The organism is Paraglaciecola marina (assembly GCF_004360155.1).
GTDB classification, from domain to species: Bacteria; Pseudomonadota; Gammaproteobacteria; order Enterobacterales; family Alteromonadaceae; genus Paraglaciecola; species Paraglaciecola marina.
Genome location: NZ_ML178720.1, coordinates 1 through 12,674, shown reverse-complemented (window position 1 = coordinate 12,674; position 12,674 = coordinate 1). Strand labels below are relative to the sequence as shown.

At 40.9% G+C, this 12,674-nt stretch carries 8 protein-coding genes; 3 read left to right on the top strand and 5 right to left on the bottom strand.

All coding sequences use genetic code 11. From position 1 onward, the window contains the following. The first annotated feature begins 78 nt into the window (after positions 1 to 78). Positions 79 to 588 carry a winged helix DNA-binding protein gene (locus tag EOK74_RS00040; RefSeq protein ID WP_133467783.1) on the top strand — a complete coding sequence of 170 codons (510 nt, stop codon included), beginning with the start codon at positions 79 to 81 and terminating at the stop codon, positions 586 to 588. A gap of 778 nt (positions 589 to 1,366) precedes the next feature. Continuing rightward, complete coding sequence (locus EOK74_RS00035) at positions 1,367 to 2,422, top strand: DUF2891 domain-containing protein (RefSeq protein ID WP_239023970.1); 1,056 nt, start codon at positions 1,367 to 1,369, stop codon at positions 2,420 to 2,422. A 1,203-nt stretch (positions 2,423 to 3,625) separates the two neighbouring features. Here EOK74_RS00035 and EOK74_RS00030 read toward each other — a convergent pair. The 5 genes from EOK74_RS00030 to EOK74_RS00010 all read right to left on the bottom strand — a co-directional run bounded on the left by EOK74_RS00030 (position 3,626) and on the right by EOK74_RS00010 (position 9,592). Continuing rightward, positions 3,626 to 4,762 carry a hypothetical protein gene (locus tag EOK74_RS00030; RefSeq protein ID WP_133467781.1) on the bottom strand — a complete coding sequence of 379 codons (1,137 nt, stop codon included), beginning with the start codon at positions 4,760 to 4,762 and terminating at the stop codon, positions 3,626 to 3,628. Continuing rightward, entirely contained in the window at positions 4,759 to 5,127 is a 369-nt protein-coding gene (locus EOK74_RS00025; RefSeq protein ID WP_133467780.1) for a hypothetical protein, read from the bottom strand. Before EOK74_RS00025 ends, EOK74_RS00030 begins: the two co-directional genes overlap by 4 nt. Before the next feature lie 696 nt (positions 5,128 to 5,823). Continuing rightward, entirely contained in the window at positions 5,824 to 7,656 is a 1,833-nt protein-coding gene (gene glmS / locus EOK74_RS00020) for a glutamine--fructose-6-phosphate transaminase (isomerizing) (protein WP_133467779.1), read from the bottom strand. Positions 7,657 to 7,672: 16 nt separating this feature from the next. Continuing rightward, entirely contained in the window at positions 7,673 to 8,440 is a 768-nt protein-coding gene (locus tag EOK74_RS00015; protein WP_133467778.1) for a DeoR/GlpR family DNA-binding transcription regulator, read from the bottom strand. A gap of 222 nt (positions 8,441 to 8,662) precedes the next feature. Beyond that, the gene (locus EOK74_RS00010; RefSeq protein ID WP_133467777.1) at positions 8,663 to 9,592 is read right to left on the bottom strand and encodes a polysaccharide lyase family 7 protein; all 930 of its coding nucleotides are present in this window, start codon (positions 9,590 to 9,592) and stop codon (positions 8,663 to 8,665) included. 428 nt (positions 9,593 to 10,020) lie between these two features. Here EOK74_RS00010 and EOK74_RS00005 point away from each other — a divergent pair. Beyond that, a partial coding sequence (locus EOK74_RS00005; protein WP_133467776.1) for a VCBS domain-containing protein occupies positions 10,021 to 12,674 on the top strand: 2,654 nt, incomplete at its 3' end.

Genomic DNA, 12,674 nt, shown 5'->3' with positions numbered 1-12,674 from the left:
AAAGGTGGTTAAAAACGGATATGATAGCGTGTATATTGGCTTGCTAATTATACCCATTGCCCTGCGGAGTACCCATAAATGACCTCACAACGAAAAATAGTCTCGTCAAAAAGTTTGGCTGAAGGTGTAGCTTGGCCTTTGTCAGAAGTCGAGCTTGGTTTAACCGTATTTTATAATGCGTTTACTAAGTGGATTGTGAGGTGTGCCTCGGCGGCAGGGGTAAGTGATCTAAGCCCTTTAGACATAATGACTCTGCATAATATTCAATCAAGAGAAAACCAGCAAAGGCGGATTGATATTTGTTTTATGCTTAATATTGAAGACACGCATTCTATCAATTACGCCTTGAAGAAACTCCTGAAGTCGGAGCTGATAGAAGGGGAAAAACGGGGCAAAGAAATGTATTACTCGGCTACCGCTAAGGGCCGAAAACTGTGTGAAGAGTACCGAAAAATCAGAGAAGAATGTTTAGTCTCTTCGCTAGGGTTAACTGGTAAAGACGCAGAAGACTTGTCTAACGTAGCTGCTACATTACGCTCGCTATCTGGGGTATATGATCAAGCAGCTAGAGCTGCAGCAAGTCTGTAGTGAAAGTGCCTAGCATCTTTATTAAAGGTTAAAGCCTACCTTTACGAGCGTTACCCGTGGCTGCTGTAAATAGTAGCCATCCATTCAAGACGCGGGTTTATTCTTGCCATAAAGCAAAGCATTTATAGGGTAAGAGTCTAAGGTCAATTAGCCACTAAACCTTTGAATTTAAGTGCTGTTAATTATGAATATATATGGCCGCTTTATATCTAAATATTCAATGCGGTTCTGTTAAAAAGTAATCCAATGATGGCTTTTATTCACTGATTATCTCAGTAACTAAACTTTTTCACTCCAAGTTTTATTTTTAAACTTTATGAAATACTCCATAAAAAACAATGATTTGAAATCATTTCATGTAAACAATGGTAAAACGCTAGTGTTATTTGTGTGTATTGCTAGCTTGACTGTTTGTTAATTGTTCGCTTAATATGTATGCGCCTTAAAGATTAATTTAAACAAATCTTCAAGGCACTGTAGTGCAACAAGATTTTGGATATGAACAGGTACGAGAAATCAATGATGCAAACAACAACTACAATGCATCATCTGTTTGTTTAGCCGTACCGAGGCAATTTACTCGATGAAAGAGTATCTTTTATGAGTAGGGTGTTTTTTGGTGTGAGTGCTACCAAAATCAAGTAAGAGCTTTATATCTACAGGTTGACAGACCCGCCTGCTCTTAACGAGCAGGCTCCCTTTCTAAAAAATTAACATAAGAATTCAGAGTATGAAAATTCATTACAAGAAAGCAGCATTACCCATATCAATATTGTTTATGCTCAGTCATGTGGTGAGTGCCAAGGAAGCGCCAGCATCTGAACATTACGAGCAAGTCTTTGCAGACTTAGCGCTACACTGTATTCATCAAGAATACCCAAATGTAATAAAGCACAGCATGAAAAGTGAAGCGGATGTTATGCCGCCGAGTAAACTTTATCCTGCGTTTTACGGGTGCTTAGATTGGCACTCTTCGGTACATGGCCATTGGTTGCTAGTGCGTATGCTCAATAAAGCCAGTGATAAGGTTGATACTGACCTTATATTAGAAAAGCTTGCACAAAGCTTTACGCCAGAAAAACTGGCTGGCGAAATGAAAACCTACACTCGCAGTGATACAAGCACTTTTGAACGCCCATATGGCCTAGCATGGTATTTGCAATTAATGACAGAGCTTAGGCAGGCAAGTTTCCCCCAAGCTAAAGGGTGGATAGAAACGTTACAGCCACTAGAAGTAAAAATAGTGGCTAACATCACCTCATGGTTACATAAATTAGCTTACCCAATTCGCACCGGCGAACATAGCCAAACCGCTTTTGCCTTTGGGTTAATGTTAGATTGGAGCCGTGCTAATGAGAATGCAGAGTTTGAAGCCTTGCTAACCAAGAAAGTGAAGCAGTTCTACCTTAAAGACAAAACCTGCCCCATTGCCTACGAGCCTTCTGGTCAGGACTTCTTGTCTCCTTGTTTGGCGGAAGCAGATTTAATGCGCAGAGTACTACCAAAATCTGAGTATAGTGTGTGGTTGTCTGAGTTTTTTCCGCAGCTTAATGAAGGTGACCAAAGTTGGATAACTCCAGCAACAGTAGCTGACAAGTCAGATGGTAAGCTAGCTCATTTAGATGGCTTAAACCTAAGCCGTTCATGGATGCTTGAGGGCATTATTGGTGGTTTAAAAAAGGATGACAAACGGGTTTCCCTGTTGACTCAGAACCTAAAAGCTCACAGAGAGGCAGGCCTTAACTCTGTTTTCGGAGATATGCACTACATGGGATCCCATTGGTTAGGAAGCTTCGCTGCTTACCTAGAGACCCAAAGAGGGATCAAGCAATAGCCTAATTAAGCAAACAACATAAGGGAATATACTGCTGATTGTTTTTTGAGTGTGTGGTAATAGGGGGTTGGTTTAAATGCACCCTGTACCACATAGTTTGTTAGTGTGGGTTAAATGTGTGCGAGCACATTAATATTTAAAACTCAGTCTGCCTAATAAACTGACAAACGGGTTTGAGCGAAAAGCTGAAGTTGACTTGAGCATCATCGCTCGACCGCTTTGGACAACGTGCGGAAAGCCAGATTGAGTGTTTGTAATGAAGCATTTTTGCGTAAAATAGATCTTCACGCAATGAATTTCCATCTCCAAGATCCTTAGATTAACACGAAGAACGTCTGGACACTGAGACGCCAAAATTTAGTAAGGAAACCATAACTAGATGAGATTATTAATCATTTTTTTGCCTAAATCCATCAATGATCCAAACAAACATTTTCATGATTAACGGCGGTATTATGTATAAAAGTATTGGAGCTATTAGAAATCCAGCAACCTCGTCTATGTTGCTACTTATACCGTTTACATATCTATCCCATCCGCCATTAAACAGTATCATTGCAATGCTGAAGCCGAAATACCATAAGATTAGTATGAGTGGGCCTACTCTTGATATGACCCAAGTGATACGTCTAAAGCCTTCCTCAATATTCATGAAAAATCCTTTTAAGCAATTTAGCTCAGATTATAACTATTTATTTTTAAAAGTTAGTTTGTATTTAATACTTGAGTATACAGCCTTTTATGCGTTTGTAGTGGCAAACTAGACCCGAACACCGTTTTAAGTAATAGCATTATGTAATTAAAAATTAGATGAACCAACTTCCGCTTCACGTACAGAGCAGTCGTTGAAATTTTTTAAACTCAACGACTACTAATGGCACAAACCCGACCAAAACCTAGTGACGTGCGTGGTTGTGCGAGTTTCAAACATTAATTCCCAGTTTTAAACTTTAATGTACTCGCACAAAATGTGTGGTATTCAAATAATGTTGGAAAGTAGGACTGGGTACTTTCAGCCATTTTTACAAATAAAGTTAGATCTTTTGGAAATATAGTTGGAAAATTTAATTCATTGTATCTGTCATTCCAACTCAGTTTAATACGAATAAAGTTGGAAAGCTTTGGCTTACAAGACACAAGCTAAAAACAATTGCTTAAATAGGCCATCAAGCGAAAAGACGAGACGGCTTATTAACACATTACTCAAAAGTAAGTTTTGAATCCAAGCTCCACTATATTTTCATCTTCTACGCCAAAAGGTAGTCGGCCAGAAGAATATGACACAACCAGTCCAATAGGAGTATTTAAACTATAAGTACGCAGACGGTAGCGATCTAAATTCACTGTTTTTACGATGTCAGACGCTTCAACTTCTTGGTATGCCCGATAGCTAAACCCAAGGGTGTAAGGAATATCCGCTAATTGGTGGAGAGGAATACTGAGAGAGAACTCAGCCGAGATCCTTTCATAACTCGAATCATCACCCGCCATCGCTCTGGGAGTTTCAGCGCTTGGATCGACAGTATCAATGGATATTAAGATCGCTGGTTTAATATTAAACTTCCCCATTGTAGTAGATCTATCAAAGTCTTCATATGCGGCAAAATAAAATGCGCTAATTTTGCGATTAGTAGCTTTGAACCGCTGATCTGCCTCATACCCAAAGTCAAAACCGTAATTTGTAAACCATGTACCAGCAAAGCCAGGAAATGCGTTTAAATAATTACTACGGTCTAGCGCGGCGCAGTAATCATCGTCTATCATTTCCGGCTTGTTGCAAGTATCGTTGACTACTACATCACCTATCTCTTTGGCAGAAAATGATGGCATATTAGACCATTTGGCTGAAACGCTCATTTCAATAAGATTTCTTGGATTTTCTTCAGCTTTTTGGGTTGCTGTACCGTTGAGTGCGAAGTCAAAACTAAAGTTTTTTATAGTTGAGTCATCTGTATTTAGGTTCCATCGTTTTAACTGCTTTGAATAAGAGAAATCAACAGCTAAAACTGATTCCGCATTTTCTCTGTCGACAATTTTAAATGTCATGTTTAGTGGAATGCCATCAAGCTTAGCTTTTACAGAAGGGGACTCTAGTAGGCTATTGAGAAATTCTGGTTGCTTAACTATGCTTTCGAAAGACTCATTGAAACTGTCAACAAACCCATCGTAGTCAGATGAGTCGAAATTTTCATCAGTAACAACTTCATAGAAGGTCTTCTTAAATGCTTCACACACTTCCTTTGTCATGCCTGCCGAGCAAATACCTGTGTCAGCAGATACTTGCGCCAATGCAGGGATAGGAAGAAAGAAAAATGCACATGATAAATAGAGAAATTTCATAAATCCTCTCCTACACATTTATAAGCGTTGTCCACGGCCTCAGCGCAGGATTCCAATTTTGATTCTGGTGCGGCAAATAAAGGTGCGAGTTCAGCAATGGTCTTAGACAAGTCATAACCAGCCTCATGTGTGTTTTGATGGACATCAATCATTAGGCGGTCAAGAATGAGTATGAATTTTTCTGCTTTAAAGCGAACCATTTCAGGACTGTCGCCAGGCACAACGTCAATAATAAAGGCGTTCAGCCACTGGCCGCCCTCATCAAAAGTTGTCATGCTACCACCTGAGGTGGCGGCGTCCCACTTGTGGCTACGAACACAACGCCAAAGAAAACGGTGTGCGGGTTCATTTACGTTCCAAGACATAGTTAATTCCTTTTTTTAAGCGTCAGTTTCTCAGTCGACATCCGAAACAAAAAGATATCGAGGAAACAGTATTTAGGTTCAAGGAGGTTGCTAGACGTGATAACACAATTTCACGGTTTTTCAATAACCATCCCTGAAGGTTTCAAGAGATAAGTGCGTTAATAGGCGTATATCTCTCACCACTCAATTCATTTTCGAGCGATTCGTTAAAGCATAGTATGAGCTTAAGAGGATGCAATTATATAAGTTCCCGGATGTAAGATTTTGAATAATCAGATTAATATGACTACTTCCTAAGTAGGTTTAGTTATAGGTTGGATAAAACGGTTTATATTGAAGATGAACTGGATAAGTTTTGGGAACTCCGTCCACAATTAGGCATCGCGTAAAATGTCAAAGACCAGAAGGTTGGTGGAGATTCAAAGTGCCGCTTTAGTAGGTGAAATAAATTTCAACTCCATACCAAACCAATGACTTGTTTGAATTGCACGCCCATTTTTCGACTCGAGCTAAGACAAGTTGCTTTTCATATTGCTTGCAATATTTTGGCTATTATATGAACGACTTTTGGATGTTAAATCAACAGTTAACTTTTATCTTAGTTTAGCGATAAAATTTGCATACAAACCTTCTGAAGAATGAGCACAAATCTCTGCTACATCAGTACACCACAACAAAGACCTTCCCCCCATGCTTTTATTCAACCGTTACACTTTTGGCTAAATTACGTGGTTGATCTACGTCTGTGCCTTTAATGACTGCTACATAGTATGACAGTAGTTGTAGGGGCAGGGTGTAGACGATGGGTGCTATGGCTGATTCGCAATGAGGTACGTTGATTACGCGCATGGTTTCGTCGCTTTTGAAGTTGGCTTCTTTGTCGGCGAATACGTACATAATGCCGCCTCTGGCCCGGACTTCTTCTACGTTTGATTTTAGCTTTTCAAGTAATTCATTATTTGGTGCCACCACTATTACGGGCATTTCGTCGTCTATTAAGGCTAATGGTCCATGTTTTAGTTCGCCAGAGGCGTAGGCTTCGGCGTGTATATATGAGATTTCTTTAAGCTTCAGGGCGCCTTCCATAGCTATGGGGTATTGGTCGCCTCGGCCTAAAAATAGACTGTGGTGCATGTCTGCAAATTCTTCTGCTAGTGCTTTTATGCCGTCTGTTAGTTGCAGGGTTTCTTCTAATTTTGCAGGTAGGCTGTGCAGGGCTTTGATAATATGCTGGTGATCGTCTTGGCTCATGTTGTTGTGCTTGCCAAGTGCCATAGTTAGCATCAAAAAGCCTGTTAACTGGGTAGTGAATGCTTTGGTTGAGGCTACGCCTATTTCGGCTCCTGCTAGTGTCATAAATGCGAGGTCTGATTCGCGCACTAATGATGAGCCGGGCACGTTACAAATGGTTAAGCTTGCGGCATAGCCTTGTTCTTTTGCTAAGCGCAGTGCTGCTAATGTATCGGCGGTTTCTCCGGATTGTGAAATAGTCACAATTAAGCTGTTGGGGTGTACATAGGATTTTCTGTATCTGAATTCTGAGGCAATTTCGACGTTACATGAGACATTGGCGTATTGTTCTAACCAGTATCTTGCTGTCATGCCTGAGTGGTAGCTGGTACCACAGGCTATGATTTGTACGTGTTTAATTTTAGCCAGTAATTCGTCTGCGCCATGGCCAAATATGTTTGCGCTGATGCCGTTGTCTTGAAGGCGGCCACTTAGGGTGTTGCGAATAACTGTAGGTTGCTCGTGAATTTCTTTGAGCATGTAGTGACGGTATCCGGCTTTGTCGCCAGCGTCGTGCTCTAGGTTTGATTCTTTAACTTCGCGTTCAACTGGTAGGCCTGCACTGTCAAATACTTTGATACTGGTGCGGGTAATTTCTGCTACATCACCTTCTTCTAAAAACATGAAACGGCGGGTCACTGGGAATAATGCCATTTGGTCTGAGGCGATAAAGTTTTCGCCTAGGCCAAGGCCAATTACAAGGGGGCTACCCGAGCGGGCAACGATTACGCGGTCTGGGTCGTTCTTATCTAAGATGACGGTGCCGTAAGCGCCATGGAATTTTTTAACCGCATTTTGAACTGCTGTTAGTAAGTCGTCGCAGTTGTCTAACTCAAAGTGTACTTGGTGGGCTATGGTTTCGGTATCTGTGTCTGATGTAAATCCGTAGCCTTTTGTTGTTAGGTCTGTACGTAGGCTTTCGTAGTTTTCTATAATGCCATTGTGAACTACAGCTATGCGTTCACTAGAGAAGTGCGGATGTGCGTTGGCTTCGGTAACGCCGCCATGGGTAGCCCAGCGAGTGTGGGCTATGCCGGTAACGCCTTTGATTGGGTTATCTTGTAGTGCATCGGCTAGTTCTTTAACTTTACCTATTCTGCGGGTACGTTGTAAGTTACCTTGGCCGTCTAATAATGCTACGCCAGCTGAGTCGTAGCCACGGTATTCTAGGCGTCTTAAGCCTTCTAATAAAATAGGTACTACGTTTCTTTCTGCGATTGCGCCTACTATTCCACACATACTTTTTACTCCGTATTTATTGCGTTGAGGCGCACATAACCTTCACGCCGTATTCTTCGATTGTCTGTTTTGATTTGGCGTCAATTTTGTCGTCTGTGACTAATACCGAAATTGATTGCCAAGGCAATTCCACATTGGGAATTTTGCGTTGTAACTTTTCTGATTCTGCTAATACGATAATTTGGTTTGATACTTGCGCCATAACTTGGCTCAAATGAGTGAGCTCGTTGAACGTAGTAGTGCCTCTTTCTATATCAATACCGGCAGCCCCTAAAAATGCTTGGTCAAAGTTGTATGCTTGTAGCATTTGTTCGGCCATTTGCCCTTGAAAAGAGTGCGACTGACTGTCCCAGGTACCACCTGTCATCAGGACTTTAGGTTCGTTTTCTTGCTCTAATACTGATGTTGCTACGTGCAAGGAGTTGGTCATCACCACTAGGCCGAGTTTGCTTTTTAATTCTGGAATAAGTGCTGATGTAGTGCTGCCGCTGTCGATGATGATGCGGTTATGATCTTTGATTAAGGTCGCAGCGAGTTTTGCAATGGCTATCTTTCGAGTTGAAACTTTTTCACTAGATAACTCGGAAGATTCCCTAGGTAATAATACGGCGCCGCCAAACTTTCGTAATAATAAGCCGTTGTTTTCTAACTCAGCTAGATCCTTGCGAATAGTGACTTCTGAGGTGGAAAATGCTTTAGAAAGCTGATCAACAGAGACTTCGCCTTCATTATTCAGGCGTTCGATTATGGCTCTTCGTCTTTGTTGAGTATTACGTTTTTGCATTTTTCAAAATAATAAGTTTCATTTTGAAATATATATTAATAATTATATTTCGAGTGTCAAGTATTTCTTTCGAAATGTAAGTATAAGGTTTTGTACCTAATTGCTTTTGTTATTTATAGATGATTGGTCTACCCATGCAGTGTATGAAGTAAACCTCAGGTTCTAGCAGGTTGCTGATACGCACTCTTATCCACTGCATAGGCGCACATTTGATGAGTTAGTTTAATAGTCGTAACCCGTATGGCTGTTTTCTAAACGGTAGAATGTAGCCTGAACATAATCTTTAGGATCCCCTGAGTTGTTTTGGTTATAAACTCCAGCCTTAAAGTACATGTATTGGTCTCGTTTGTGGTAGCCGCTGTCTTTCATGTTAACCACTTGGGTGATGTCTTCTTTACCTTCCCTTGAAAGTGTGACGGTTAATATGTCGCCCTTAACATCTATGGTGTAGCTAAACTTTTCATCAAGGGCGATACCATCAATAGGATCGTCTATGTCATTGGCTCTTGAGCCGTTAAATTCGTAGTACTGCTCGTTGCCCTTACGTGGCTCGTGGGCAAGGTATACTACCCCTTTGTTATTGTTGGGTAACTTTCGATAATACAAGCGGGCTGGCTCATCATCTTTAGCGTGAATTTGACCAATTATCACTCTACCTATTTGGTAGTCTTTTCCGGTTACCGTAACATTATTTACTGCAAGGGTAGCGTCAAGGCGGCCATCTACTCCCCCTGCTTGTCTTTGGGTTTTTCCCCTCACACTACTAAAAACCCAATTGTTTTTAGTGACACCTTTGACTTTAACTGAGTTGTCACCTCTTCTTAACATTTCTCGTAATTCGCTACGTGTGTATTTAGTATTCTTTGAGGTTTTAACTCCATCTACGAATGCAGTAAACACCATACCGCCGTCATCAGCAGTATAAAAATAGGGTTTGTATTCAAATCCTTTTTCTAAATATACCGCCGGGATGGTATCGACTTGGCCATCTTTATTGGTATCTACAGGTAGGCTGATATTCCAATCTATTAACTCAAAGTTATGGCCAGGTGGCCGCTCTGCACTAAGTGTAAGGCTCTCGTTAGCTATTGTTGTACAACAGATTATTAAAAGAAATAGTGATGAAATCACCACAGTTTTTTGTAAAAACATAATTCAACCTTTAAAAAACAGTTTTGAGCTTTTGTCACAGGACAATTTAACTTAAGCCTTACTACCTAACTTAATGAGTTGGTAAGAGTGTAAACATTGATAACTAGATCCAATTGGTCAAGGTATACCCTTTAAATTGGTATTACACGGGAGGGGGATTTACCGCTATGCCCACTAACCAAAGGAAGATGGTAAGTTACCAGTAATGGGGTGGTTTGTAAAAAAAATGTATAAATACGTTAAAATTGGCTAGTAAGATTCGGAGTTTTATGGTTTCATATTCGGTGTATCTAACTAAGTTAAATATATTGGTAATACCAAAAGCCTACTTTTCTGTCATACCAATTTGGTTTGCGTTATAGATACATTTACCAGTTGGTTTGCTATGCAGCACCATTTTATAAGTAAAACTTTCGGGAGTAGAAAGCATGTTTAAGAAATCACTAATACCCCTAGTTGTTGCGACAGCCTTAGTTGGGTGTGGAGACGACAAGGCGAAGTTGCAAGGTAATAGTAACGGGTCCATCGAAATTGTGGGTAGCGATTTCATCGCTGGCACTACATTATCATTAACCTTAACTGATCCTGATGGCATAGTAGATGATTCTATTAGTTATTCATGGACAAGAGATAGTGGTGAAACTGTCGCGACAGGCACTTCGTATACTATTACTGAAGAAGATGAAGGTTCTATCTTAACAGCCTCAGCTTTGTATACAGATGAAGCAGGCTTTTACCAAGCGATTGGTGCGGATACCACTGAAATACTTCCAACTTTAGATGTATCTGCTTTTGTTGTTAAAGGCCCTGTAAGTGGTGCTAGCTGTGACATTGTCTCAGTAGATGATAGTGGCGTAGCAGATTCAAATATTCAAGCTTCAGCTACTTCTGATGCAAGCGGTGCGGTTTCGTTTGTAGATGTGCATTTTACAGGTACAGGCTTAATATCATGTACTGGTGGTACATACACTGATGAATCAACGGGTGAGACTTTAGACGCGCCCACCTTAAGAGCTGTGGTTGAAGTTATTGAAGACGTAGCTGACTCAGATCTAACTGATGACATTGATACTGCGATTATCGCTCCTGACTACATTGTGTCCCCTTTGACTGAAATGGTAGTACTAGCTGCAGCTGATGATCTTACAACTTATTCTGACGAAGCTGACATTATTAATGCCCGCTTCGGTATTCGTTTTGACACTACAGAAACTTACCCTACTACTGTCGGCGTAGATGCTCTGGGCGCAGATGACGCTGAAGATGCAGACAGATACGGTTCGGTATTGGCCCTTATTTCACAATTAGATGCAGATGATGCCGATAGCGACATTGCTACTATTTTATCTGATCTAGTTGCTGATATATCTGATGACGGTGCTTATTCAGAAGCGACACTAGCCGCATTTGAAACTGCTCAAGAAAACCTAGAAACCACTTCAGCAGTCGCTGCAGACATAGACTCAAGTTTATTAGATGTAATTGGGTCTGCTGTTGGTTATAACAATGACCCAGTCGCTGCCATTATTGAAGGCACATTTAGTGGTGTTGTTAACAACACTGCAACTGACCCTCTTACAGGTGCAGTGACAGTGACTGACCCTAACTTTGAAGAAGATGCAATTCTTATCCAAACGGATGTTGTTTTGGATTACGGTACTTTTAGTATCGATGCAGACGGTAGCTGGTCATACACAGTAGATGTAGACAATGAAACGGTTGCAGCCCTAGAGTTAGGAAATTCAGTTAATGATTCTGTGACTATATCATCAATCGATGGCACTACTGCGGAAGTTGAAATACGTGTCGCAGCGCTTACACAAGTGGCTAAGATTACTGATACTGGGGGTGATACAGGTGAAATAAGATTTAGCGTAGACAATTTACGTCAAGGTAAGTTAAGTGCCTCTTTCGCTAAAGAAGATGCCCTTGCTAGTGATGGAAACGTAAAAGATGCATATATTACCCTTTACGGTAGTTCAGGTAGCTCTAGTGAGTCGTTAATTGACTTACGTATTCAAGGCAACCAAACTGATAGTGAAGGCAATGCAATTGAGCCACGTTTCTTTGTGCGAAATACTGACAGTGACGATTATCCTGGTGACATGATCACAGCACCCTTCGTCGAAGACCAATTCTATGACGTAGAAATTGCTTGGGATTTAGATGCAACTGAGCAAATTACTGTAACCATTGATGGTGAAGAAATAGGGGGAGGGGCTTTCTCTACCGCTGCTGTTGTTGATACTGATTTCACTGGCTTAGATCAGTGGTTTGTAGATGGTGTTCAAACAATTCAGTTCAGATTTGGTGATAATGATAGAACCATTCTGTTTGGTTCTTACTATGTAGATAATATTGAAGTGTTTTCTGATACCGCTGGTACTGTAAGCGTATTCGAAGATGATTTTGAAAGTTATGATGAAGGCGATACTTTAGACGGAACGGATAGCATTTATAGCTTAGCTATCTACTCTGAGGTTGCTGTGTATGACGTAGGTGATGGCACAGTTGAGGCGACGCCGGCTATATTCCAAGACCTGACCGCATCAATTGACAGTGATGAGACAACTGCGTTAACCGGAATGGTAAGCGTATTTGACCAAAACGAAGGTGAAGACTTTATCGTTGAGTCTTTCCTGACTGGTACATATGGTACGTTAGATATTTTAGAAGATGGTTCGTGGACCTATATTCTTGATACCACTGACACAACCATTGCTGCTCTTGTAGTAGGTGAGCGTGAGACGGATACATTTACTATTGAATCTCTTGATGGAACGACTGCTGAATTAATAATTACTATTTCTGGCACCATAGTTGTTGCTACGGGCGACAATAACGTTGCAAGAATGGCTGACACAACAACAGATGCTGATGCTGAATTACGCCTAACAACGACAGCACTTGATGAAGGTTCAATTTCAACCACAATCAAAATACAAGCGATTAGTGGCTTTACAGCTACACCAGATGTGGATGAAGATAATACCGCTTACATTAGTATTTACGGTGGCTCTGCCTCTTCAGATAACCTAACTGGTGAAATTGTGTTTAGTAGTGGCGCGGTTAAATATCGTGA